The 24708-nt window shown below is 38.6% G+C and carries 23 protein-coding genes; 20 read left to right on the forward strand and 3 right to left on the reverse strand.

Annotation, left to right across the window (positions count from 1 at the left end; genetic code table 11):
- Positions 1-91 precede the first annotated feature (91 nt).
- Positions 92-310 (reverse strand): DUF1858 domain-containing protein, encoded by a 219-nt coding sequence (locus FZC40_RS01700; RefSeq protein ID WP_186843850.1) that lies wholly within the window; start codon positions 308-310, stop codon positions 92-94.
- A 170-nt stretch (positions 311-480) separates the two neighbouring features.
- On the opposite strand from FZC40_RS01700, the gene FZC40_RS01705 reads away from it, so the two are divergent.
- The 19 genes from FZC40_RS01705 (at position 481) to FZC40_RS01790 (ending at position 19102) form a co-directional block, all read left to right on the forward strand.
- A complete protein-coding gene (locus FZC40_RS01705; RefSeq protein ID WP_148567254.1) occupies positions 481-756 on the forward strand; it encodes an HPr family phosphocarrier protein in 276 nt (91 codons plus the stop codon).
- A gap of 212 nt (positions 757-968) precedes the next feature.
- Positions 969-1742 (forward strand): adenosylcobinamide-GDP ribazoletransferase, encoded by a 774-nt coding sequence (gene cobS, locus FZC40_RS01710; RefSeq protein WP_148602218.1) that lies wholly within the window; start codon positions 969-971, stop codon positions 1740-1742.
- 46 nt (positions 1743-1788) lie between these two features.
- Entirely contained in the window at positions 1789-3741 is a 1953-nt protein-coding gene (locus FZC40_RS01715; RefSeq protein ID WP_148602219.1) for a YgiQ family radical SAM protein, read from the forward strand.
- Positions 3713-4105 carry a metal-dependent transcriptional regulator gene (locus tag FZC40_RS01720; protein WP_148567251.1) on the forward strand — a complete coding sequence of 131 codons (393 nt, stop codon included), beginning with the start codon at positions 3713-3715 and terminating at the stop codon, positions 4103-4105. The genes FZC40_RS01715 and FZC40_RS01720 overlap by 29 nt, the downstream gene beginning before the upstream one ends.
- Positions 4106-4251: 146 nt before the next feature.
- Positions 4252-5628 carry a 23S rRNA (uracil(1939)-C(5))-methyltransferase RlmD gene (gene rlmD, locus FZC40_RS01725; protein WP_148602220.1) on the forward strand — a complete coding sequence of 459 codons (1377 nt, stop codon included), beginning with the start codon at positions 4252-4254 and terminating at the stop codon, positions 5626-5628.
- A gap of 141 nt (positions 5629-5769) precedes the next feature.
- Positions 5770-6909 (forward strand): hypothetical protein, encoded by a 1140-nt coding sequence (locus tag FZC40_RS01730; RefSeq protein ID WP_148602221.1) that lies wholly within the window; start codon positions 5770-5772, stop codon positions 6907-6909.
- Between the two features lie 109 nt (positions 6910-7018).
- Positions 7019-7780 carry an REP-associated tyrosine transposase gene (locus FZC40_RS01735; protein ID WP_148602222.1) on the forward strand — a complete coding sequence of 254 codons (762 nt, stop codon included), beginning with the start codon at positions 7019-7021 and terminating at the stop codon, positions 7778-7780.
- A 210-nt stretch (positions 7781-7990) separates the two neighbouring features.
- Positions 7991-8479 (forward strand): hypothetical protein, encoded by a 489-nt coding sequence (locus FZC40_RS01740; protein WP_148602223.1) that lies wholly within the window; start codon positions 7991-7993, stop codon positions 8477-8479.
- Positions 8480-8615: 136 nt separating this feature from the next.
- Positions 8616-9170, forward strand: a complete 555-nt coding sequence (locus FZC40_RS01745) for a hypothetical protein (protein ID WP_148602224.1) — start codon at positions 8616-8618, stop codon at positions 9168-9170.
- Between the two features lie 285 nt (positions 9171-9455).
- Positions 9456-10100: a GNAT family N-acetyltransferase gene (locus FZC40_RS01750; protein WP_148602425.1), complete on the forward strand. Its 645-nt coding sequence runs from the start codon at positions 9456-9458 to the stop codon at positions 10098-10100.
- A gap of 118 nt (positions 10101-10218) precedes the next feature.
- Positions 10219-12312, forward strand: a complete 2094-nt coding sequence (locus FZC40_RS01755) for an ATP-dependent nuclease (RefSeq protein ID WP_186843858.1) — start codon at positions 10219-10221, stop codon at positions 12310-12312.
- Positions 12309-14063 (forward strand): UvrD-helicase domain-containing protein, encoded by a 1755-nt coding sequence (locus FZC40_RS01760; RefSeq protein WP_148602226.1) that lies wholly within the window; start codon positions 12309-12311, stop codon positions 14061-14063. The genes FZC40_RS01755 and FZC40_RS01760 overlap by 4 nt, the downstream gene beginning before the upstream one ends.
- A gap of 16 nt (positions 14064-14079) precedes the next feature.
- The gene (locus FZC40_RS17240) at positions 14080-14349 is read left to right on the forward strand and encodes a hypothetical protein (RefSeq protein WP_207706693.1); all 270 of its coding nucleotides are present in this window, start codon (positions 14080-14082) and stop codon (positions 14347-14349) included.
- Between the two features lie 2 nt (positions 14350-14351).
- On the forward strand, positions 14352-14606 hold the full coding sequence (locus FZC40_RS17245; RefSeq protein WP_207706694.1) for a DMT family transporter: 255 nt from the start codon (positions 14352-14354) through the stop codon (positions 14604-14606).
- A 293-nt stretch (positions 14607-14899) separates the two neighbouring features.
- A complete protein-coding gene (locus tag FZC40_RS01770; protein ID WP_148602227.1) occupies positions 14900-15313 on the forward strand; it encodes a DUF1810 domain-containing protein in 414 nt (137 codons plus the stop codon).
- A 240-nt stretch (positions 15314-15553) separates the two neighbouring features.
- Positions 15554-16102 (forward strand): ClbS/DfsB family four-helix bundle protein, encoded by a 549-nt coding sequence (locus FZC40_RS01775; RefSeq protein WP_148602228.1) that lies wholly within the window; start codon positions 15554-15556, stop codon positions 16100-16102.
- A gap of 329 nt (positions 16103-16431) precedes the next feature.
- Complete coding sequence (locus tag FZC40_RS01780) at positions 16432-17058, forward strand: CatB-related O-acetyltransferase (RefSeq protein WP_148602229.1); 627 nt, start codon at positions 16432-16434, stop codon at positions 17056-17058.
- A gap of 317 nt (positions 17059-17375) precedes the next feature.
- On the forward strand, positions 17376-17915 hold the full coding sequence (locus tag FZC40_RS01785; protein WP_148602230.1) for a GNAT family N-acetyltransferase: 540 nt from the start codon (positions 17376-17378) through the stop codon (positions 17913-17915).
- Positions 17912-19102, forward strand: a complete 1191-nt coding sequence (locus tag FZC40_RS01790) for an MFS transporter (RefSeq protein ID WP_243135720.1) — start codon at positions 17912-17914, stop codon at positions 19100-19102. Before FZC40_RS01785 ends, FZC40_RS01790 begins: the two co-directional genes overlap by 4 nt.
- Before the next feature lie 286 nt (positions 19103-19388).
- On the opposite strand, the gene FZC40_RS01795 is transcribed toward FZC40_RS01790, so the two are convergent.
- A complete protein-coding gene (locus tag FZC40_RS01795) occupies positions 19389-20144 on the reverse strand; it encodes an SDR family NAD(P)-dependent oxidoreductase (RefSeq protein WP_148602231.1) in 756 nt (251 codons plus the stop codon).
- 66 nt (positions 20145-20210) lie between these two features.
- A complete protein-coding gene (locus FZC40_RS01800) occupies positions 20211-23021 on the reverse strand; it encodes an oxidoreductase (RefSeq protein WP_148602232.1) in 2811 nt (936 codons plus the stop codon).
- A gap of 175 nt (positions 23022-23196) precedes the next feature.
- On the opposite strand from FZC40_RS01800, the gene FZC40_RS01805 reads away from it, so the two are divergent.
- A complete protein-coding gene (locus tag FZC40_RS01805) occupies positions 23197-24708 on the forward strand; it encodes a PucR family transcriptional regulator (RefSeq protein ID WP_148602233.1) in 1512 nt (503 codons plus the stop codon).

Raw genomic sequence — 24708 nt, forward strand, 5'->3', positions numbered from 1 at the left:
TAAATAAAAGACAGAATTAAATTTAAGGATAACATTTATCTGGTTTCAACCTACCTGATAATGTTATCCTTAAAATTTTTTTAGGTATTGGTTATTGTTCTTTAGTCAGATCAATCGCCTCAATTGCATCATTAATTGATTTAATTAAAGCATCAGGATCAATACCGTGTGCAATGGCGCCAGCTTCAATGTTTTCAAACCGAGCAGCCATACAGCCAAAACAATGCATTCCATAAGCCTGAAATACGTTAACTGAATCCGGATATGCATTAACAGCATCTAATATGCCCATATCTTTTGTTACTTTCATTTTTTCCACCTCCGCAAAGTGTCTGAATTCTACATACTTATTGTACATTATAAAACTTAAAAAAATATTTTTCAACAAAAAAGAAATAAAAGTCTGTATACTTGCTAAATTTGTTTAGTCGCGCTATAATGTTATCATAGGGGAATTTTATAGTAAAGGGGTGGATTATTGTGATAGTTGATAAAGTAATTGTTACGAATAAGGCGGGACTTCATGCAAAACCAGCCTCTCTATTTGTTCAAAGAGCCAATGATTTTAAAAGTGAAATCTATATCAAAAAAGAAGCAACACGTGTTAATGCAAAAAGCATTATGGGCGTTATGATTCTAGCGGTACAAAAAGGCGACGAGATACAAATTGAGGCAACTGGTGACGATGAGAAAAAAGCTGTTGAGCAATTAAGATTATTAATTGAAAACAAATTTGATTTTGTTGATGAAGTATAATAAATAAAGAATCAAAAATGAGAATAGTTTCGGAAATAAAGTATGGATGCAAATTCATGCTTTTATTTGCGGTCGGCAGTGGTCAAATGTGTGCTAGCACACACTAAGCGGCTGCCTGTAAACCATAGAGAAACGCGCTCGGCGCGTTTCTTGTGGTTTTTATGATAAAAATTAATTGACCATTGTTGATATCTTACAAACTGGAGACTAGAATGCGAAAAATTTTAATAGCAATTTCATTTTTTACCCGAATTCCAATTAAATTAAAAAATGTAACCGATGATGAGTTCTACGACAGTATGATTTTAATCCCTTTTGTCGGCGTGTTCATCGGTTTAATATTATATGGCGTTTCACTGTTGTTTTCGCTGATTCATTTTGTGAATCTTCAGGCCCTGCTAATGGTAATTACCTATATCTGGTTAACTGGCGGGCTTCATCTTGATGGGTTTGCAGATACGACGGATGCCTTGTTTAGTGCCAGAGATCGAGAGAAGATGATGGTAATTATGAAAGACAGTCGTTTAGGCGCTTTCGGAGCCATTGGTTTAATTTTACTGCTGTTAACAAACTGGATGTGTTATACCATCATTCTACCGGAGTATAGTGCAGCACTATTGATCATACCGGTATTTGGCCGGGTCGCTTCCGTTATGTCAAACTGCTTTTCAAATTACGCTCAAGGGGGCGGTGGATTGGGAAAACGGGTTGTTGAGATGACCGAGCCGCATCATTTTATTATTTATCTGGCGGGTTTATTGATTCTGGCAACGTTTGTATTAGGAATTCCGGGATTGGTGGCATCAGTCATTGGTTTTATTCCGGCTTATGTGCTGATGAAAAACCTTCAATATCGAATCGGCGGAATGACCGGAGATACAATCGGAATGACGATCGAAATGAATCAGACGTTTTTTATGGTTATCTATAGTATTATGATTATAAATTTTCCACTGTATTTTTCTCTTTTCAAAGGCCTAGTTTAAATAAAGGCAAAAAAGATTGTTGGATATTTTTTTAGAAAGGAATTGAATGAAGAACACAATCGCTCCATTTTCAAAGCAAGATCATTACACCAGTAAAGATTTTCTCCCGATGTCAAAAAATGAAATGAAAAAATTAGGCATCAAACAATGCGATTTTATTCTCATAAGCGGTGATGCTTATGTCGATCATCCTTCTTTTGGGACGGCCATTATTGGAAGAGTCCTTCAATCGAAGGGCTATCAGGTGGGAATCATTGCCCAACCAAATTGGCGCGCAGATGAGGACTTTAAAAAATTGGGAGAGCCGCGGTTAGGCTTTTTAGTTACCGCCGGAAATCTGGATTCTATGGTCAGTCATTTCACTGTGAACAACAAACGGCGGCATGAAGATGTCTATTCACCAGGAGGCGAGGCCGGTCTGAGACCGGATCGGGCAACCATCGTCTATTGTGGTAAAATCAGAGAACTTTTCGGTGACGTTCCTATAATTATCGGCGGAATAGAAGCCAGTCTGCGGCGATTTGCGCATTATGATTATTGGCAGGACAAGGTAAGACGGCCCATCTTGTTTGATTCCAGAGCCGATCTTTTGGTATATGGCATGGGGGAAAGGGCAATGATTGAGATTGCCGAGGGTTTGGATGCGGGTATTCCCGTGGCGGCACTCACCTATATAAAAGGAACGGCATTGATCGTTAAAGAACCAACCTTTGAAGAGACGGTGGAGTTGCCATCAGTGGAAGAAGTGATCACCGATAAGGCCCTATATGCAAAAACGGCGCGGCTCATTTATAATTGTAATAATGCCTATGATGATCACAGTTATCTGCAAAAAAGCGGAAATCGGTACTTATGTCAGAACCCGCCACAAATGCCATTAAGCCAAAGCGAATTCGACTCGCTATATGATCTTCCATTTACGTATACCTGGCATCCTTCCTATACTGAAAAAGGTGGGATACCCGGATTAGCAGAGGTGAAATTCAGTATTACGGCGAATCGCGGTTGTTACGGCAATTGCAGCTTTTGTGCGTTAGCCATTCATCAGGGAAAATATGTGCAAATGCGAAGTAAAGATTCCATTGTCAGAGAAGCTAAGCGGATGATTAAGGATCCTGATTTCAAAGGATATATTCATGATATTGGCGGACCGACTGCCAATTTCAGCCATAAAGCCTGCAAAAAACAGGAGACCCATGGGTATTGTACCAATCGGGAATGCTTATTTCCGGAACCCTGTAAAAAGATTGACAGCAGCCATCAACCTTATCTGGAGACCTTGCGAGCAGTTCGCAAATTGCCGGGAGTTAAAAAGGTGTTCATCCGTTCTGGAATACGCTACGACTATTTAGCTTTGGAAAAAGACAAAGCCTTTTTCCAGGAATTGGTCGAACATCATGTCAGCGGACAATTGCGGGTAGCCCCGGAACATGTATCAGAAAAAGTGCTGCGTTACATGGGAAAACCCGCTTTTAAAACTTACGAAGCTTTTGTGAAGAATTTCAAAAAATATAACGAACGCACCGGGAAAAAGCAGTATGTTTTGCCTTATTTCATTACCGGACATCCTGGATGTACCTTGGATGATGCGATTGAGTTGGCTGAGTACATCAGAGAGATGGAATTTGTTCCGGAGCAGGTACAGGATTTTTATCCAACTCCCGGCAGCATCGCAACCACGATGTATTATACCGGGTTGAATCCATTGACGATGGAAGCGGTTTATGTGCCGAAGGGGCGTGAGAAACACATGCAAAGAGCGCTGGTGCAATACAATAAGCGTGAAAATTACCTGCTTGTTTATGAAGCACTGACAAAGGCTCAGCGGGAAGATTTAATTGGACCGGGGAAAATGACTTTGATACCCGAAAAGACAGTCAGTCAGACACCAAAAAAGACGAAAACGGATACTAAAATAAAAGGAAAAAATACGAAAAGCCAGAATAATGGTGAAAAAACTAGAGGTAAATATGGAAAAAAAACTAACAGAATCCATTGAGGATTATATTGAAACCATCTACCTGGAAGATAAAAAAAATGGCAAAGGTGTGCGGATTACCGATGTTGCATCGAAATTAAATGTCAGCAAGGCTAGTGCGAACGATGCTGTTCGGAAACTTAAAACGTTGGGACATGTTGAACAGGAACGCTATGGGCAAATATTTCTGACCGAATCAGGTGAAAAATTAGCGATTAAGGTTTATGAAAAACATCGTTTTATTGCCGAGTTTCTGGTTAAAGCGCTTGATGTATCGATAGAAAATGCTCAAAAAGATGCCTGCGGTATTGAGCATATTATCAGCGATGAAACCTTTCAAAAAATAAAACTATTTTTAAAAAACACAAAAAACAATGAAGACTGAAAAAGACGTAAAGAGGTTGTTGCAAAACTCTGATTTAATTTCATTTTTTTGCCATTGCCCCTTTTTTAAACATGAGAATGATTGGTTGTTCGGGGTATAAAGACCTTATGAAATATAAAAAATAAAGAAATAAAAAGGATGAAATAATGAACGAAAATATCAAATCGATAGCAGTTGGAGAAAAATATACCATGGAGATAGTGGATATCACCCATAGTGGCGAAGGTCTGGGACGATTGGAAAATATGATTGTCTTTGTTGAAGGTGCGCTTCCTGGTGATGTGGTGGAAGTTGAAATCAAAACGGTGAAGAAAACCTATGCGCAAGGGAAACTTCTAACGATTAAAGAAAATTCACCTGAACGCGTTGTACCGGAATGTCAATACTTTAATGAATGCGGTGGCTGTCAGCTGTTGCACATGAGTTATGAAGGTCAGTTGCGAATAAAATCGAAACTGGTTAAGGATGCGCTCGAACGGATCGGCGGACTGAAAGATCTCGCTATCGAACCCATCATTGGCATGGAAGAACCCAGCCGCTATCGAAATAAGGCGCAATTTAAAGTGGATCAAAAGGGAATGGGCTTTTACGCCAAAAGAACCCATAACCTTGTTCATATCGATGATTGCTTGAATCAGCCGGAAAGTGCAGCCGACGTTATTAAGACCATGAATGCCGTTATCAAAGATTTAAATCTTAGTATTTATGATGAAAAAACCCGCAAGGGATATGTTCGAGGCGTTTTGCAGCGAACGAATCTCAAGGGTGAAAACATGATCACAATCATTGTCAATGGCAAAGATTTGAGCCAAAGAGAAGCGATTGTGAATGCTATTCTCGCCGGAGTTCCCAATGTAAAGAGTGTTTATGTCAATATCAATCGGGAAAAAAGCAATGTGATTCTCGGCAAGAAAAGCCTCTGTGTCCATGGTGTAGCAAGAATTGTTGAAGAAATCGGAGATCTGAGCTTTTCCATATCACCAAACTCGTTCTTCCAGATTAATTCTAAACAAACCGTGAAGCTCTATGATCAAATAAAGGAAATGGCTTCATTAAAAGGAACCGAGACAATTTTTGATCTCTATTGCGGAACGGGAACCATCGGTCTTTATTTAGCCAAAGAAGCCAAACAAGTCATCGGTATCGAAAGTGTCGGAGATGCGATTCTCGATGCCCGAGAAAATGCCGGATTGAACCACTTTGAAAATGTAACTTTCTATCAGGGCCGAGCCGAAGAGGAAATGCTGCGCATTACCAAAGTTGAAAAGATCAAACCCGATTTGATCATTCTCGATCCCCCTCGAAAAGGCTGTGAAGAAACCCTCTTAAATGCGATTGGTGATTTAAAAACACCGCGGGTAATTTATGTATCTTGTAATCCCTCTACCTTAGCCAGAGATATAAAAATCCTGAGTGAATTTGGTTACGCGGTAAAAAAAGTACAACCGGTCGATCTTTTCCCCGGAACCGGGCATGTGGAGACGGTAGTATTGATGTCACGTAGTGGTAAAAACGATAAATAAACCACTCTGACAACAAGAGGTTGTGGCTTTGAAGCAAAAAATGGGCAAAAATTAGGCTAAATAATGCCCGATTTTTGCCCTTGTTTTTAGGGGGAAATATTGATGACATAGGGTAATTCGGAAATTGAAAGAAGGTGTTTTATGAAAATTAATGTTTTTTATTCATGGCAATCGGATTTGCCATCAAATAAAAACCGATCCTTTATAGAAAGTTGTATAAAGCAAGCTATTAGTGTAGTTTATGAAAAACAAAAAAAAATTTCTGAAATCATCTTAGAAAGTGATAGCCGAAATGAAATAGGAACACCAGATCTATCCGCGACTATTTTTAATAAAATTGATTGTTGCGATATTTTTATAGCGGATATTAGTTTAATTAATCCTAAAACCAATGAACGTATAACCCCCAATCCAAATGTGATGATTGAACTTGGATATGCAACCAAAACATTAGGATGGTCTAACATTCTCTGCATCTATAATACAGAATATGGGAAAATAGAAGAATTACCATTTGATATTAGACAGAGAAAACCTATCAGTTATAATACTTTAAAAGATAAAGCAAATGAAAAGAAGAACTTAACAAAATTTATATCAGAAGCTATTATAGATATTATAGAAAATCGAATTATTGATAAAAAAGAATTTGTTCAAACAAAAAGGCAAATAGATTTAGGACTACAAGCTATATTGATTGATATTTGCAGCCTACTCTATAAAAACAAAAATGATACATTCAAATATGACTATGTTAGATTGCTAAATTGTAATACTACTGATATTATTAGTTTGATCAGTGATGAGAATTTTATTGGCTTTGAATTTTATAAAAATATTTTGTTAAATATTAATGAATTTACTGACTTTTTTAAAGATGAATTAGAAACATACTTTCTATCTGATAAAGAAAAGAAGCTTCTTGCTAAAATTATTTATTCATTAAGAAATTATAAACAAATTATAATGAGCGATTGCTTTTTAGATTTTAAACAAATTTCAAATGAATATAAGGTTATTGCAGGCAAAGACTTAAATCCTACAAATCCACCAAATACATATTTATTATTAAAAGTTATAGACTCTGAGAAAGGGCAAGTTATTAGTGGCGGTAACTTTGAAGGTATAGATATAGCGTTACTATTAAATATTTATAGTATCAATAATGAAATGCAAAATGTTTATGCAAATTGTTTGTATAATATTATTTCAATTATCAACGACTGGATTAGAACAACAGGAAACTATTTTATTTATAACCTGAGACATCTTGATTCTTGATTTAAACAAGAAAAGCCAGAGACATTGAGATAGTATGACGAGGGGACGTTTCGTTTGTCATGACTTTTTATCTGTGATATACTTAAAAAAACGGGAGGTGAAATCAGAAATGGCAAGACAAGCGCGGAAAAAAAGCACTACTGGCATTTACCATGTGATGCTGAAAGGTCTGGATGGGCGTAATATTTTTCTGGATGATACGGATCGCTCAATTTTCATGGAAAAGCTGAATAAGGCCAGAGAAACCGGCGGCTTTCAGTTGTATGCCTATTGTCTGATGGATAACCATGTTCATCTGCTGATCAAAGAAGGGGAAGAACTGGGCACCAGCATCAAACGGATGACGGTTGGCTATGTGCAATTGCACAACAACAAATACGGTCGAACCGGCCATCTTTTTCAGAATCGTTTTAACAGTGAAGCAGTCGAAGATGACCAATATCTGATGACTGTGATTCGGTATATTCACCGCAATCCCTTAAAAGCCGGTATGGTTTCTCGACTGAAGGAATATTCATGGAGTAGTTATCAACAAATTATTCAGGCTTATCAGGGAAACTCGTCGATCATCGATATGGGGATCATCAAAGACTATTTTCCGACCATCGCAGATTTTATTCGATTTTCTGAGGAAGAAAACCAGGATGAATGTCTGGAAATAAACCTGAAAACCAGGTGCAGTGATGAACAGCTTACTGTCCTGCTGAGTAAAAATCCCGAATACCGGAATCTGGGGGAACTGTCGGTAGACAAGCGAAATCAACTGATCCGTCAGATTCAGCAGGAAACCAGCGGCAGTATCCGCCAATTGAGCCGGGTGTTGGGGCTGGGAAAAATGATGGTGGAGCTGGCATTGAAGCGAAGAGCATGACGAACGAAACGTCCCTCTTGTCATATTGTCATAAGTTGTATAGTTGTTGGCGAAAAGATGTATGGTTTGTGGTGAAAACCTGTATGCTTTCATTGGCGTAAATCGGTATGGTTTATTTTACCATTTACAGCAGTTTTTCAATTGTTGATATTTCAATGTAGGGTTATAATTTCCCTGTAATACATAAACAGAAATTTGAAAGGCTGCATGATGAGAAAGATTTTACTAAATGCAAAATATCATATTGATTTAACAATAATGGTATTTGTAGAGGGAACGATCATAAAGCCGAAATCATGGTTGTCATTATATAATCATAATCGTTATGTCCCGATTGGAAATGCAGTAAAAATCATAAAGACGTGGCAACAACAAGGAGCGAACATCATTTTCTGTACGTCACGAAAGAAAAGCCAAGCTGATGATATTGCAATCCTCTTAAAAGAATATGGATTTATTGGCTCTTTCTTAATAGCAAGAGAACCTAAAGAGAGTTATAAAGACATCGTCGAAATGTTACAGCCTGACATTTTGATTGAAGATGATTGTAAAAGTATCGGAGGAGCGTGGCAAATGTGCATTACGAAAGTGAACCTAGATATCAAGAAAAACATATTATCTATTGTTGTACCAGAATTTCAAGGGATTGATCATCTTTCTTTAAATATTGAGCAATTATATGACGTGGGGACGTTTTAATTGTCATGTTAGCGTATGTCAGGGGGGATGCTTCGATTGCCAGGCATTCAAAACGTCCACTCAACATTAGTGAGTTTATAGACATAATACTTATTAATTATATAGTAAGTTACTTTACATAAGGAATGGTTTAAATATGGTTAAGGATCATTTAGGAAAGAGTTATAAGAGCGTTAAAGAGATGTGTTCAGCATACAATATCAGTTATGCAGTTTTTCTTGATAGAAGAAGTCTAAGTTGGTCTTTAGAGGATTGTTTAACGATTATGGTAGTAGACCATAAAGACAGAGGCTATAAATCAGAAGAAGATATGTGTAACTATTGGGGTGTTAAGTATTATGTGTTTAAAGATAGACTTTCTGAAAATTGGACATTAGAAGAGGCTTTGGAAGGTAGACAACCGGATAGTATTAAGGATCATCAAGACAGGGGTTTTAAAACAAAGTCTGCAATGTGTTTACATTGGGGTGTTAAAGAGTATGTTTTTAATGATCGGATAAAGGATGGGTGGTCATTAGAAGAAGCTTTAGAAGGAAAAAATCCTAATACTGTAGTTGATCATTTGGGTAAGAAGTATGACACAGAGAAAGATATGTGTGCTTATTGGGGAATGAAAAGCTATATCTTTAAAGATAGAATAAAAGATGGTTGGAGTTTAGAAGAAGCTTTAACTATACCATATAAGTTGTAGTAAATAAGAGTTAGATTACCGCTGTGGTGAATGACACAGAGACGTTTCGACTGTCATATTAGGGACAGTGAATATCAGAATCTGGGAGAACTGTTTGTTGAAAAGAGAAATCATTTAATTTGACAGATTCAGTAGGAACTCTGTGGCAGTGTCAATTGAGTTGGGTGCTGGGACTGGGTAAGATGATAGAGGAAGAGGCATTGAAGCGATGAATATGATGAAACGTCCCCGCATCATTCCAAGTTATTTTGTGCCATGAGTGAAACGAAAGGGCTGGTTATAGAAATGAACAAAATGATTAAGATTAGGAATGAAGAAGAAGCAGATTATGAGACAGTAGAAGAAATCACAAGGAGATCTTTTTGGAATTTATATATTCCAGGGTGTAATGAACACTATTTAGTTCATATTATGCGATCCCACGAAGACTTTCTGCCGGAATTGGATCTGGTGATTGAAGTTGGTAATCAGATCATTGGGAATATCATGTATACGAAAACGAAGCTAATTGATGAGACCGGGGAAGAAAAAGACATCCTTACTTTCGGTCCAGTTTGCATTTTGCCAGAATATCAGAGAAAGGGATATGGAAAAAAACTATTGGAGTATTCCTTTGAACAGGCTGTGGCACTTGATTATGATGTGATTGTAATATTTGGAAATCCGAATAATTATGTAAACCGCGGTTTTAAGAGTTGCAAAAAGTACAAAATCTGTCTTGAAAATGGCACCTATCCGTCGGCAATGATGATAAAAGAACTCAAACCAGGAGTTTTGGATGGAAGAAAATGGGTTTACCATCAAAGTCCTGTATTTGAGATAGATGAACAAGAAGCTGAGCGCTTTGACGAGGGTTTAGAAAGCATGGAGAAAAAATACCAGCCAAGGCAGGAAGAATTTTTTATTCACAGCCATTCTGTTATACAGTAAGTTTGTGATATGACGAACGAAACGACCCCGAGTACCCAAGTCATATAGGGGTTATTCTGATTGAAAAGACATCTTCGGGGCAGCAGAGATATAACAAAGTATAAAGGAGATGGGTCATATGTATATATCAAAAATTAGTATTGAAAACTATAGAAACTTTGATTCTATTACTGTAGATTTTCGAGATGGTATTAATTTATTAATTGGACAAAACAATGCTGGGAAATCAAATTTATTAAGAGCTTTAGCGATAATATTTGATAGTTCTTCTAAAAAGCAATTATCAATAAATGATATTTACAATAATATATCATTGGAAGAATTAAAGAGTCGTTCTCCTAAAGTATCAATTACTGTATCATTGTCGCAATCGGAAAATGAAAATTTATTAGGAGATGAATTGGTTACTGTTAGTAATTGGCTCGTTTCGTTGGAGGAACCATATTTAGCCCAAGTACAATACGAGTTCTTTTTGCCAGAAGCTCATGAAAAGAAATATAAGGATCGAATACAAGGTGCAGCCAATAAAGAAGAAGCGTGGAAAATCATCACAGACAACTTTATAAGATTATATATCAATAAAACATGGGTCGGAAATCCTGATAATCAGGTTCAAATTGATGGAGATAGTCTAAATAAATTTGACTTTCAGTTCTTAGATGCCATTCGTGATGTTGAACGAGATATGTTTTCTGGGAAAAATACATTGTTAAAAAATGTGATCGACTTTTTTATAGATTACGACATTAAATCTGACAAAGAACTTACAGAAGAACAGCAAATTCAACAGATATCAAGTAGAAAAGAAGGGTTTGAGACTACGTCACAAGTACTTTTAGAGAAACTTCAGGAACGACTCAAAAGTGGGAACAAAGAAATATTGTCATACGCAGACGGGATTGGAGCTTCATTCGATAACTCTGAACCTGATTTCGAAGGTAAGATAACAGAGAGTGAGTTGTATTCTGTCTTACAGTTAATTGTAAAGCAAAATACTGGTATGAGTATACCAATATCGAACAATGGACTTGGATATAATAATTTGATTTTTATGTCATTATTATTAGCTAAAATGCAAGTTGATTCAGATGGAAAATATTTAGGAAGTAATGCTAAGGTTTTCCCTGTATTGGCGATAGAAGAGCCAGAAGCTCATCTACACCCAACTATGCAATTTCAATTTATTAAGTTCTTAAAGAATAATATCAACGATAAAAAAGTCAAGCAAGTTTTCATAACATCACACTCGACACATATTACTTCTTCAACGCAGCTTGACGATATTATTTGCTTGTACAAAGAGCAAGGAAAGACAGAAGTTTCTTATCCAGGTAAAGTTTTCTTCGATATTAATAGTGATGGAACAATTGAAAATAGGGCAAATAGCAAAAAGTATGTTCAGCGATTTCTTGATGCAACAAAATCAAACATGCTTTTTTCTGAAAAAGTAATTTTTGTAGAGGGTATCGCTGAACAGTTATTAATTCCCATTTTTGCGGATTATATGAATAAATCGTTAGAAGATAATCATATTTCGGTTATAAATGTCGGAGGAAGATATTTTGAACACTTCCTTTACTTATTCGATGGCAACAAAGACAATACGATTAAACGGAAAATTGCTTGCGTTACAGATCAAGACCCAGCTCGAAAAGAAAAAAACAAAGAAAAGGCGAAATTTAAAAAGTGTTATCCCTTTGAAATGAATGTTGATCCATCGAAGTATGATTATGAATTGAACTTAAATATGGTGAAGTATCAAAAGGGGAAACATGCTAATATTCGTTCATTTACCCAAGATGAAATTTATGGTAAAACTCTGGAGTACCAATTGGCTTTTGATAATGAAAAGAGTCGTTTATTAATTACACCTTCATTGCAGAATGACATAGAGTTAGACGAACTGATGATTTTAATCGATCAGGGTAAACCATTAAGTGAATTGTTGGATAAACTTCGAGGTAGTGATGAAAACGAACGAATTAAAGATTCACTTAATAAATCTAGTGGAGATGCTTGGATTGATGAGATAAAGAAGAAAGCTATTATTGCTTCAAGATACTTAAAATCTGTTGGAAAAGGGGAGAACGCTCTTGAATTGTCGTCTATATTGAGAGAAAACCTTTTAATAAAAGGGGAGGCAGGATTCCAAGATTTTAATGTACCAACCTATATTAAAGATGCAATTGAATGGATGTGTGAGAGCATATGAATATTACATCAAAAGATAAAATAAATATAGACGAAGACTTCAAAATAGAGGCAGGTCCTGGAGCGGGAAAAACAGAGTTTTTGGTTAATCATATTAAGACTGTTCTTCAAAACTCAAATAGATTATCTTGTGCACGAAGAGTTGCGTGCATAACTTATACAAATACAGCTGTTGAGACCATCCTAGAGAGGATTGGTAAAGGTGTTTCTGACAAGGTTGAAGTATCAACAATCCATAGTTTTTTATATAGAAATGTAGTAAAACCTTATTGTTCATTCATTCCAACTGAATATGAATTATGTTGCAAGAACGTTAAGGGACATGATGAATTCTATATTAATAATAAATATATAAGAGAATGGTTTGAAAATGAAGACTTAAGTGAACTAAAGCACCCAAATACTAAAAAACAAATCTTATCTTTACCAGCATTAAATCAAGCATTACAAAATTGGCTTTTATCAATCAAATGTGTTTATAAGAATGGAATTGTTTCATTCGAATGTGACAATAAAAAAGCTGTTGGATATGATAAGAATAATAAAACCCATATTGGTATTAACGCAAAGAGCTTAAAAGTATTATCAAATAAAATAACAGGTTTGAAAAAAATATATTGGCGAAAAGGGAAGATGGATCATAATGACATATTGTATTTTTCGTATATTCTCATTGATAAGTACCCATTCATATTAAATGTACTTAGGGCAAAATTTGCGTATATGTTTATAGATGAATATCAAGATACAAATCCGATACAGTCATTTATTTTAAATGAAATAAGGAAAAAAGATACCGTGGTAGGAGTAATAGGTGACAAAGCACAATCGATTTATAAGTTTCAAGGTGCTGAGCCATCATTATTTGATTCGTTCAAAGTTGATAAAAATAATGTTTATACCATATGCAACAATCACAGAAGTACAAATCAAATTATAAAATTTTTAAACAATATACGTAATGATATAAGTCAAGTTCCATGTGAGAACGTTAATGACATTGAAGCTATTATATATATAGGCGATAGAAATGCTGGATATAACAAAGCCTGTGAGCTCTGTTGTGGCGAAACTGTGGTTTCTCTCTCTAGAGACAATATCAATTCAAACGCCATGAAAAAAGAAATTGAAGGTAAGGACTTAAACAGAAAGTTGCTCGAACAGTACTCAGAACAAGACAGTAATAGCGAACGACGGAATTATATATTGTCATTTATTCAAGCTATTGAATTAGCTATAAACGGCAAATACAAAGAAGCCACAAAGAGGATAGAGTGGATCTTTAGAAAGGAAGAGAATCCAAAGAAAATGGCGTTGTATTCTTTAGTGAAAATAATTAAAATTTACAAGAATTATTGTGATGATACATTAATGAAATTTTATGATTTAATCTGTCGAACGCTTAATGCTACCTTATCTGGTTTTAGAAAAGGCGCAGCAAAAGATTTCTATGAGAATACGTTGTATAAAAGTGTGGCAATATGTATTAATATTACAGAAGATAACAGTAATCATATTACAATTCATAAGGCAAAGGGATCTGAATTTGAAAATGTTATGCTGGTTGGGAATAAGCACATTAAGGAGTTTTTACTGACCCCTGATTTGAATAATAACGAAGAGCATAGAATAATATACGTTGCTATGAGTAGAGCTAAAAGAAGATTGTTTTTACAAATAGAAGAACTCAGTGATACTGATGAAATGAAGATATCTAAAACATTCAATTATTTGAATGTTGAAAGGTTGTGAATATAACGAGGATTAATTGATATACAGATCTTTAAGAGGACAATGGTTGGCGATCGGACTGGAATTTTGTGGCGTGGCATTTTTAACGCTGATCAATGGAGTCGTATCGGTTAACATCGGGGTGTTCTGGCTCTTTTTGGCGGCGCTGGTTTTAAGCTTTTATAATCTTTTACAGCGGAAGCTCACTAAATCTTATGCGCCCTTGCAAACAGCGGCCTATAGCATTTGGGGGGGAACGATTCTGCTTGCGGTCTTTCTGCCGACGTCGGTATTGATTTGCAATTAAAAATGACCAGCAATTCAAATAAGTGGTCGATTTTACTTGACAATCAACAGTCGGTGAATCAGGTGATTATGGCGCCGCCAATGCAATGGGTCTATGTTCTGATTCTGGGAGTATTCTCCAGCGCCATTGCCTATGTTGCTTGGACGAAGGCTCTGTCCGTAGCAGAAAAGACATCCCAAGTCAGTAATAATATGTTTTTAACCCCCTTTTTGACCAGTGTGTTGGGTTTTTTGATTGCTGGTGAAATCCCGGAGTAGTCAACAATCATTGGTGGTACAATTATTCTGTTTGGAGTCTTTCTGTTTAATTATGGTGAACGGTTAAAAGGTTTTATTAAACCCCGCAATTAGGCTAAAAAGCCCTTCGATCAGAATAAATCCGACCAGCAGTGGCGAAACAATCGATCATGGTTCCGATAAGACATATTGAGGAACGTGATTTTCAAATAAATCGCGATTTAAAAACAAACATGGAAGCGATCAGGATGCCAAACGTGACGTCTCTTTGTCATCAAAAGTCGCCTAATTAAAACGAAGGAGAGGAACAACAGATGGACACAGTTGAGCGTTTTGTCAAAGCTCAGGAAGAAAGCTATGGGCAGGCACTAACGGAAATAAAAAATGGCCGCAAGCGCAGCCATTGGATGTGGTATGTTTTTCCCCAGCTTAAAGGGCTGGGAAGTAGTGAAACGGCCAGGTATTATGGAATAGAGAATCAGCAAGAAGCAAAGGCATACATGGCGCATCCGGTGCTGGGTTCGCGTTTATTGGAGATTTCCGGGGAACTGTTAAAGCTTGAGTCGAGTGCTGCCAATGCGGTATTTGGCCGACCCGATGATTTGAAGCTGAAATCATCAATGACCCTGTTTTATCTGGTCGATGGTAATCCGACGTTTAAGGCAGTGCTGGATAAATATTTTGGTGGTGAGATTGATGAAGTTACTGCTGATCAACTAGACAAGTGATAAATGAACGCTTACGACGAAAAGTCTCCGCGTCACATAGCGATGATTTCTTTTTACCATCGTCGATAATTTCGATTTCTCGATAATCAAACCAGATGGATTCGATAAATGGGTCTTCACGAAAAGAGGTTTTAGAAACCAGATTAAGTTCTTTAAGAAATATTATTTATAATATGACGCTATGCTGTCACATTTAAGATGTTACAATTAATTAAAAATGCAGGTAAGGGAGAAATGAAGATGGCCAGACCAACAACTAAGCCCAGCTTGATGGCAGAAGCAGATAGTAATTATCAAAAACTGAATCAACTGATTGATTCAATGACCGAAAAAGAGTTGTCGATAGCATTTGATTTTTCAGATGATGATCGAAAAAAAGAGGCCCATTGGGGAAGAGATAAGAATCTTCGAGACGTTCTGGTGCATTTATATGAATGGCATCAGCTTGTTTTGAACTGGGTGGATTCCAATATGAAAGGTGAAGATAGACCTTTTTTGCCGGCTCCGTACAACTGGAAAACATATGGAGCGATGAATGTGGCTTTTTTTGAAAAGCACCAGAACACTTCACTTGATCAATCCAAAGAAATGTTTGAAAAATCACACCAGGATGTTCTAAAGTTAGCGGACACCTTTACAAATGAAGAACTGTTTACAAAAGGGACCTATAAATGGGTTGGCGGAAGCACATTGGGTTCATATTTTGTGAGTGCGACAGCAAGTCATTATGATTGGGCGATGAAAAAAATCAAAGCACATATTAAAAATTGTAAGGGTATCGAAAACTAAGCAGAGAGGTTTAGATGGCTTGTGCCTATCGATATGGGCTGGACGTCGATCAATCTGAAACGTCCCCTCGTCATATATTTTACCTCATTTCCTTGCAATATGGGACTGCACTTTTATGATATTACGCTAGATCAAAAATGTCATCTTTTAGGACTTGTTTTCAGACGAAAGATAGATGATATAGGTTGATTCTGATGGCGACAAATTAATAAATATAATCATACCATTAAAAACAGAAAAGAATATTTTAGGTGGTGAAAAAATGAAGCGTTGCATTGCAATTGCCGGAATAGATCTGAAAAAAAATTAATATATTAGGAGGATTTGTAATGTCTATTCCGGAAGAAAAAATATATCCACGGACTGGTGATGCGCAAACCATTTATCTAAATGCGGCTATCACCAATCCCAATATTAAGATTGGCGATTTTACAATGTATAATGACTTTGTCAATGATCCGATTGATTTTGAAAAAAATAATGTTTTATATCATTATCCAATCAATCATGATAAATTGATTATTGGTAAGTTCTGTTCCATTGCTTGCGGCGCTAAGTTTATTTTTACCAGTGCCAACCATAACCTGAAATCTCTCTCAACTTATCCGTTTCCGCTTTTTTGGGAAGAATATGGGCTTGAACAGCAGGATGTAACACAGGCTTGGGATAACAAGGGTGATATCATTATTGGAAATGATGTCTGGATTGGGTATGAAGCGGTTATTATGTCCGGCATTCATATTGGCAATGGTGCAATTGTAGGAACAAGAGCAGTTGTAACAAAAGATGTTGAGCCCTATACAATAGTCGGTGGTGTGCCGGCAAAGCCGATTAAAAAGCGATTCAATGATAAAACAATTGAAAAATTACAATCAATTTGTTGGTGGAACTGGGATAAAGAAAAAGTGCATGAAAAAATAAATGATATTATGGGCGGGAATATAGATAAATTGTAAGGATTTATTTTATTAAACGCAAAACAAGAAAACCCAGGGGCACTGAGATAGAAAAATCTTGGTGCCTCGTTTTTGTTGTTTGCGATATGTCTTAGTAGAAATAATTGGAATAACGATGTATAATAAAATAAATCTTTATATTTGGAGGATGCTTCTAAGGCTGAAAAAATTATGAAAAAGCGTTGGAAGATATGAAAGTGAAGTTGCATGGTGAAAAATGAACGGCTTTCTTTGCTCTGCATATTTGAAGAACATAAGGCAAAGGAAACTGCAAAGAAAAAGAAATAACGCATCAGCTTGGAAGGAGGTCTGCAATTATGATATTGAAAACAGAACGTTTAATACTGCGCCCTTGGCAAGAGTCGGATGCAGAAGATTTATATAGATATGCAAGTAATCCGCAAGTTGGACCGATAGCAGGCTGGCCAGTGCATACCAGTGTAGAGAACAGCCTTGAAACAATAAAAGGGGTATTATCAAAACCGGAAACCTATGCAGTTGTACTTAAAAGCGAAGGTTATGCTGTCGGAAGCATCGGTTTAATGATTGGCGATGCCAGTAATATTGGTCTGCCTGAGACGGAAGGTGAAATCGGATACTGGATCGGTGTGCCTTTCTGGGGACAAGGCCTGATACCAGAAGCATTGAATGAACTAATTCGTTACAGTTTCGAGGATTTACACCTTAAGAAATTATGGTGTGGTTATTTTGATGGCAATACAAAGTCAAAGCGAGCACAAGAAAAATCTGGATTTGTATACCATCATACGAATGAGAATATTGCTTGGCCTTTAATGGGCGATATTAGAACAGAGCATATTACTTGCTTATTAAAAAACAAGAGGTTAGTATTTTGACAGAAAATAAATCAGCTAAAAGTGTTATCCCAGCAGTAATCATGATTAGCCTTGCGCTGGCATTTCGGCAGATGTCGATGACGATTGTAATGCCGTTTATTTCTACCTATTGCAAGTCGTTAATCGGATATACATCCGTGCTTGCCGGCCTTGCGGTCGGAATTTTTGGACTTACCCAGGCGATTTTTCAGATTCCTTTTGGAATGCTCAGCGACCGGTATGGGAACAAGCGAATGATGCTGATTGGACTAACGCTAGTGGTCGTAGGTCTTGTCCTTGCTTACTTAACAAACAATATTGGCTTGTTGATTTTTGCAAGAGCTTTACAGGGAAGTGGTGCCGTAATCGGTGTTGGCTATTCGTGGGCCGCCGGTATGGCGGGTGAAAAAGAGAGAATTCGCGCCATGAGCATATTGGGTGCGTTTATTTCTGCGGCGGCAGCTCTCGCATTTGCCGTAGGGCCATTACTTCGAAAAATCATGTCAGTTAATTTGATGTTCCTGTCCTGTGCAATTTTACTTTTCCTCAACGAATTATATATTCTGTTTTTTATAAAAGATCATCAAAGCGGAGATATGCAGGAGCAGGGTACTCCTGACAGTAAGCATATTAAAATCCTTTTAAAAAATAAAAATTTCATAGTAATGAATTTATCTGCTTTCATAAACAATTACATGATGATTTCGGTTTTTTATGCTGTCCCAATTTACTTAACCAAGGTTACCAGTGAAACGGGAATGTGGAAGGTATTTGTTCCGGCAATTTTCATTGCCATCCTAGCGATGAAACAGGCTGTCCGGTGGACACAAAAGGGGTTTAATAAACAGGTCTTGATGATATCTTTTTTAATTTCGGCCTTGAGTCTGTTTTTGTATTTTGAAAAGTCATCCTATTTATTTTTACTGTTTGGAACCACCTTATTTATGTGCGGTTATATTTCCATTGCAACCATCGTGGCAACCAATGTAAATAATGTTGTAAAGGATAGTTATCGCGGTACCGCCAATGGTATTTTTAATTCGTTTCAATACGTTGGAAATTTTGTGGGGGCTGTCGTAACGGGTGCGCTATGGGGATTTTCGGAACAGTTAACGTGGCTGGTTACAATCGGAATTGGAATTGCAGGATTTTTGATTATTGCATTAAACAGTTCATCACAGGAAGTTATTCAAGAGGAGAAAAATTAGCATTAAAGAGAGAATATTAGATACCGCTGGACGCTTGATTCAGCGATATGTTTACCGACTATGATTTTTTAATTGAAAACCGGTTAAAGAATCGGGAAGCAATGGATGAGGCACTAAAAAATATTTAACGGAATATTGAAAGAAAATCAACCATAACAGATATTAAAAAAATCCGACTAGAAAGATAATTTCTAATCGGATTTTTTATCAATGTTTAAAATGACATGTGTTTTACTGACCTTAAGACAGGGACACAACACTTTTTTGTGTATTTTAAGTGCTTGATTTAGAAAATGGTGTAGCCGCCATCAACGGCCAGACTGGCACCGTGAATAAACGAGGCATCTTCACTTGCCAGGAAGAGAATCGCCTTTCCAACTTCCTCCGGCTCGCCAGCTCTGGCAGCCGGGCTCATTTTAATCTTCATGCAAACCGGATGTTGAGGTATTGCCAGTACGCGGGCAATCATCTCGGTAGCAATCGGTCCCGGAAGGACGGCATTAATGCGGACACCGTTTCGACCATGGTCTAGAGACATCTGACGGGTCAGCCCGAGAAGCCCGTGTTTGGCAGTGGTATAGGCAAGGCCGCCTCTGCCGGCCCCGGTAGAGGCCATCGAAGCGACGTTGACAATGGCACCGGCTCCTTGTGTTTCCATAATCGGGATGATTTTTTTACAAAGCATGAATGGGGCGGTTAAATTGGTGGACAGCACGGTACTCCACTCATCACTGGTAATATCATTCATATTTGCAGTGGTTCCACTGACTCCGGCATTGTTCACCAGGATATCAATCCGGCCGTATTTATCCATCGTTGCTTTTACTAAAGCATCCAGACTTGTCTCATCGGTGACGTTTGTTTTCTGAAAGAAAGCTTCACCCCCAGCATCCAGAATTTCACGGACAGTGGCATTGCCTCTTTCTTCATTGGTGCCGACAACGACTACTTTTGCACCTTCCTCGATAAAAATCATGGCGGTCGCTTTTCCGATCCCCTTGGTTGAGCCGGTAATAATAGCAACTTTGTTTTCAAGTTTCATGATAAATCTCCTCCTATATTGCTTTCAATTATTATTTAGAAATTTTGATAACCGATGTTTTTTGTCTTATTTGCGTCCGGTTTCCATAAATGCGGTTCGGTCGTAGCGGCCAGCCATCAAATAGGGGACAATTTCTTCCGCGTTCATCTTTTTTACCAGATTCAGCTTATGAACAAGCAGACTGTTTACCGAATAAGCACCGCCGACCATTGTATTTATCGGCAATTCGCCCCATGGGTCGTCAATGCTGGAACGAAGCTTCAGGCTGGCAAAGCCCGGCTCCCAGGATTTGTAATTGTATTCACAGAGATTCTGAAGCAAGGCGCCATTCATAAAATGGGACACGCCTTCTTGGTCAGGTTCACGGTCAAAATGATAATAGAATCCGCCACCATAGGTCTGTTTTCCCGGTGCCGGGAATTGATATAAGGCACCAGTCAGAGGACTGTTGGTTTCACCGAGTTCCAGTTTGGCCTCAATTAGCTGAACACCGCGGCGGCTGACACTGGCGGTAATCGTATTTCCAGTTTGGCGGATCACAAATTCGGCGCCCAGTTTTTTGGGAATACTGCCATTGTCACGGCCAAGTTGAACGGCCATTTCGGCTCCGGGTCCGCCCAGCACCAGGCTGAGAGGATAAAGTCCCAGGTCTTTTCCGTTCATCGCATATACGCCCAGAATGGCTTCATAATAATCATCGGCAAAAGATGGATTATGGACATGTGCGATGGACAGGGTTACCACCGGCATGGAGAAAGGTTTAAGTGGTGGCGGCAACAGCCGAGCGATGACAGCAGGGTCCGTGAGAAAGCAAAGATACAAGCCCTCCTGATTGTCCATCAGAGAAATCTTTCCAAAGTTTGGCAGTTCTTCTTGAGGGGTTAGAAAACTGGTGGCTTTTGGCTTCTCGGCAAACAGACTGCGGCCCACTTCAAAGCCGGCTCGGACAGCCGGTTCAATACGGCCAACTTTAAGGGCATCGCCGATAATTATCACTTGATCAAATTTTGTTTTCAGATCTTCTAAAAGAGAACGATTTGAGCAATAACCTAGAGATAAAACAACCGCATCAGCCGGGATGGAGACTGCCGAGTGATCTTCCAGTTTTTCAAGAACAACGCTATCCGGTTTGATTTCTTTTAGCGCATGGGATAGCATATAAGTTACGCCATATTTTGCCAGCCGTCCGGTAACATCCAGAACAGTGGTACCATTTCCGTCCGGAGCGACCTTATCCAGCATGTCGACAATTGTTACCGAATTTCCGGCAGCACACAGATATTCAGCGGTTTCAATTCCACTCATCCCGGCGCCGATCAAGACGACCTTTTTATCTTTCAATCCGGCTGCTCCGGAAAGGACTGTGTCAATTCCAATCACATTTTGGCCATGGATACCAGGTATCCGTTCGGGCACGATCGGGGTACTGCCGGTGGCAAGAATGACTGCATCTGGGTTCATTTCTGCTAAGATAGAAACGGTTGCTTCGGTATTTAGTTTCACCTTTACATTCAGACGAGCAAACTCATTCTGATAATATTGAGCGATCCAGTCCATAACACTTTTATGAGGGGGCATTTTGGCAAGATTGACAAGACCGCCGAGGGCATTTTCTTTTTCAAACATGGTAACCTGGATGCCTCGAAGGGCCAGCGTCCGGGCGGCTGACATGCCAGCTGGACCACCACCGATGACGGCGACTTTATGACTGCAAGAATCGTGATCTAAGTTGCCAAGCTTTTTCTCTCTGGCTAGGCGTGGATTCACGGAACAGACAGGGGGAAGACCAACGGCATTATTTTCGTTTAAACTTTCAAAGCAGCGCAGACAGGAAATACATTTACATAATTCTTTTTCTCGGCCTTCTTTTACTTTAAGACCCCATTCTTCATCAGCCAGCCAGGCGCGGCCTAAAGCCACAAAATCCACGATGCCGTCGGCCAGAAAATTTTCACCGATAGCTGGTTCACGAATAGCCGAAACACCGATTACCGGAATGGAAACATGATCTTTTACCGCTTTAATCAGATCCCGTCGCCAGCCCTGAGGAAAGGAAATCGGTTCGACGCAGACGGAGCCGGTTTCATAAATACCGCAGCTGACATTGATGACATCGATCCCCATTTTTTCCAAGGCCATGGAAATTTTAACGCCATCTTGGATATGAATGTAATCTTCCGTTACACCAACATTACTTAAAAACTCTTCAACGGAAAGACGCACGCTAATGGGAAAATCAGGTCCACATTCTTTCCGGATACCGGCGATAATCTCGGCAATAAAACGCAGCCGGTTTTCAAAACTGCCGCCGTATTCATCATCTCGTTTATTGGTATATGGGCTTAAAAATTGATTAATCAGATAGCCATGAGCAGCATGCAGTTCAACACCGTCACAGCCAGCTTTCTGCACGCGAACGGCACCATCGATAAACTGTTGGACCAGTTCCTTAATTTCGGCATTTTCAAGAGCACGGGTCGGCTGGTTGAGATATTTGCAGGGAATTGCTGATGGCGCAGCGACTGGTCCGCCGACCAGAGCAGCCAGCGTTTCACGACCGGGATGATGCAGCTGGATGAAGATTTTTGTACCATGTTTATGGACGGCTTCCGCCAGTCTCGATAAAGGTTCAATGTGACGATCTTTGGTAACGGAAAGCTGACGCAGCATCCCGGCACCATGCACATCGTTTACACGAGTAATTTCAGGAATGATCAAGCCGGCCCCACCAATGGCTCGGGCTTCATAGTAAGCAATCATATCTTCAGTAGGCGAACCGTCCAGTTCCGCCAGTCCGATCCCCATCGGAGCCATGACCAGACGATTTTTCAATTTTAGTTTTCCAATCGTTCCTTCTATAAACAGTTTTTCATACATACTTTTCCTCCTTGATTATTAAACGTATTGAGTTTAGGATAAATTCATTATACTGTGTCTGCCCAAATTTTCCTATATTGACGAAAGACGATTTTTCATTGACGATTTGTTCATGATACACTATTATAATGATAATGTGACAATAATAAATACTTTAATCTAAAAAGGGGTAAGTATGAAATTTAATGACTTAATCACAAAAATATCGGTTAATATACCGATCATAAAAGATTCTTGTGACAATCAGACTGAGATTATCGACATTGCGTTAATTGACGGACGGCAAAATTCATTTCAAGGAAATGTCCTATACTTTGGTTATAGTAGCCAATTAGATAGTGTTGGAACTCCACCCTGTCACTGTATCCTGGTTAATGACGGCAATTTCCTGACCGACAGGATCCAAAATCTCGCTTTTGTCGAGACATCGGAATTATTTTCAGCTGTCAATCTGGCCCGTACCTTGATGAAAAGTTCAGGGGGCGGGCTTCTTTACGAAGAACTCATAAAGCGCGCCAATGAGACAAGGGATCTTCAGGCTGTCGTCAATACTGCTTCCATACTGCTCGGAAATTCTCTGCTTTTCAGCGATGTTAATTTTAAAATTCTGGCCCATTCCACTTCGATCCCAGTTACGGATGATTTATGGAAGGACAATATCAGACAGGGGTATTGCAGTTATGATTTTATCCAGGCCGTGCAACAGCTGAAGCCAATTCAGCAGGCTGGTCATACCACTGATGCCATTGAAGTTTCATGTACCGAATCACCCCATCGAAAGCTGAGCAGTAAGGTCTTCCATAATGACATGCAGGTTGGTTTTCTGCTGATGATTGAAGGCGAAACCCCGGTAACTCCGGTACATATGGAAATGCTGGAGGTGGTGAGCCATGCCATTAGTTACACCATTACCCATTATTTTGCTTATCTGTTTCAAACTGGCACGCGTTATCAACAGCTGCTGTATGAACTGCTGATCGGAGCGCCACCGGAGAATATCGCTAGTTGCTTTCCCGGTTTAGAGTTTGCATCCAAGCTGATCGCTCTTTCGATTCTCCCGACACGCTATCTTGGTGAGCGGCATTTAAAAGATCATATTGTTTCGGCATTGAAAGAAGTTTTACCGGGTTCACATGTCACCTATCATGAGGGCAAAGCAGCTGTTCTGGTGCCGCTTTCGAAAAACGACGATTTCCATGGAGAACAATTACAAGAGCTACAGAATCTGGTGGCCAATGAACATCTTCGCATTGGTGTCAGCAATGCCTTTACGCATGTTGAAAGTTTTGCAAAATATTATCATCAGGCTGTTTCGGCGCTGAATCTTGGAAAACGGCTAAATCCGGAAAATCTTATTTTCTACTATATCGATTATCAGTTTTATGATCTGCTTGATCATGTGGAAGATCAATCTCAGCTTGGTCTGTTCTGTCATCCGGCTTTAAGTATGCTGCGGCAGTATGATCGAAAAAATGAAACCTGCTTATATGCTACTCTGAAAGTCTATTTAGACAGCGGGTGCAGTATCAAACTCGCTTCAGAAAAATTGTTTGTTCACCGAAATTCACTGGTGTATCGACTGGGACGGATATCCGAAATCAGCAATGTTGATCTAAATGATTCATATATTCGCTTTATGCTACGGATGTCTTATCTGATTGACTGTTATAAAGGTCAGGCTGCTTAG

This window comes from Acetobacterium tundrae (assembly GCF_008086615.1).
GTDB classification, from domain to species: domain Bacteria; phylum Bacillota; class Clostridia; order Eubacteriales; family Eubacteriaceae; genus Acetobacterium; species Acetobacterium tundrae.

What these genes read in the sequence shown, in the direction of transcription:
- FZC40_RS01700 (WP_186843850.1), bottom strand. Translation starts at nt 310, where the DNA reads ATGAAAGTAACAAAAGATATGGGCATATTAGATGCTGTTAATGCATAT.
- cobS (WP_148602218.1), top strand. Translation starts at nt 969, where the DNA reads ATGCGAAAAATTTTAATAGCAATTTCATTTTTTACCCGAATTCCAATT.
- FZC40_RS01715 (WP_148602219.1), top strand. Translation starts at nt 1,789, where the DNA reads ATGAAGAACACAATCGCTCCATTTTCAAAGCAAGATCATTACACCAGT.
- FZC40_RS01720 (WP_148567251.1), top strand. Translation starts at nt 3,713, where the DNA reads ATGGAAAAAAAACTAACAGAATCCATTGAGGATTATATTGAAACCATC.
- rlmD (WP_148602220.1), top strand. Translation starts at nt 4,252, where the DNA reads ATGAACGAAAATATCAAATCGATAGCAGTTGGAGAAAAATATACCATG.
- FZC40_RS01730 (WP_148602221.1), top strand. Translation starts at nt 5,770, where the DNA reads ATGAAAATTAATGTTTTTTATTCATGGCAATCGGATTTGCCATCAAAT.
- FZC40_RS01735 (WP_148602222.1), top strand. Translation starts at nt 7,019, where the DNA reads ATGGCAAGACAAGCGCGGAAAAAAAGCACTACTGGCATTTACCATGTG.
- FZC40_RS01740 (WP_148602223.1), top strand. Translation starts at nt 7,991, where the DNA reads ATGAGAAAGATTTTACTAAATGCAAAATATCATATTGATTTAACAATA.
- FZC40_RS01745 (WP_148602224.1), top strand. Translation starts at nt 8,616, where the DNA reads ATGGTTAAGGATCATTTAGGAAAGAGTTATAAGAGCGTTAAAGAGATG.
- FZC40_RS01750 (WP_148602425.1), top strand. Translation starts at nt 9,456, where the DNA reads ATGAACAAAATGATTAAGATTAGGAATGAAGAAGAAGCAGATTATGAG.
- FZC40_RS01755 (WP_186843858.1), top strand. Translation starts at nt 10,219, where the DNA reads ATGTATATATCAAAAATTAGTATTGAAAACTATAGAAACTTTGATTCT.
- FZC40_RS01760 (WP_148602226.1), top strand. Translation starts at nt 12,309, where the DNA reads ATGAATATTACATCAAAAGATAAAATAAATATAGACGAAGACTTCAAA.
- FZC40_RS17245 (WP_207706694.1), top strand. Translation starts at nt 14,352, where the DNA reads ATGACCAGCAATTCAAATAAGTGGTCGATTTTACTTGACAATCAACAG.
- FZC40_RS01770 (WP_148602227.1), top strand. Translation starts at nt 14,900, where the DNA reads ATGGACACAGTTGAGCGTTTTGTCAAAGCTCAGGAAGAAAGCTATGGG.
- FZC40_RS01775 (WP_148602228.1), top strand. Translation starts at nt 15,554, where the DNA reads ATGGCCAGACCAACAACTAAGCCCAGCTTGATGGCAGAAGCAGATAGT.
- FZC40_RS01780 (WP_148602229.1), top strand. Translation starts at nt 16,432, where the DNA reads ATGTCTATTCCGGAAGAAAAAATATATCCACGGACTGGTGATGCGCAA.
- FZC40_RS01785 (WP_148602230.1), top strand. Translation starts at nt 17,376, where the DNA reads ATGATATTGAAAACAGAACGTTTAATACTGCGCCCTTGGCAAGAGTCG.
- FZC40_RS01795 (WP_148602231.1), bottom strand. Translation starts at nt 20,144, where the DNA reads ATGAAACTTGAAAACAAAGTTGCTATTATTACCGGCTCAACCAAGGGG.
- FZC40_RS01800 (WP_148602232.1), bottom strand. Translation starts at nt 23,021, where the DNA reads ATGTATGAAAAACTGTTTATAGAAGGAACGATTGGAAAACTAAAATTG.
- FZC40_RS01805 (WP_148602233.1), top strand. Translation starts at nt 23,197, where the DNA reads ATGAAATTTAATGACTTAATCACAAAAATATCGGTTAATATACCGATC.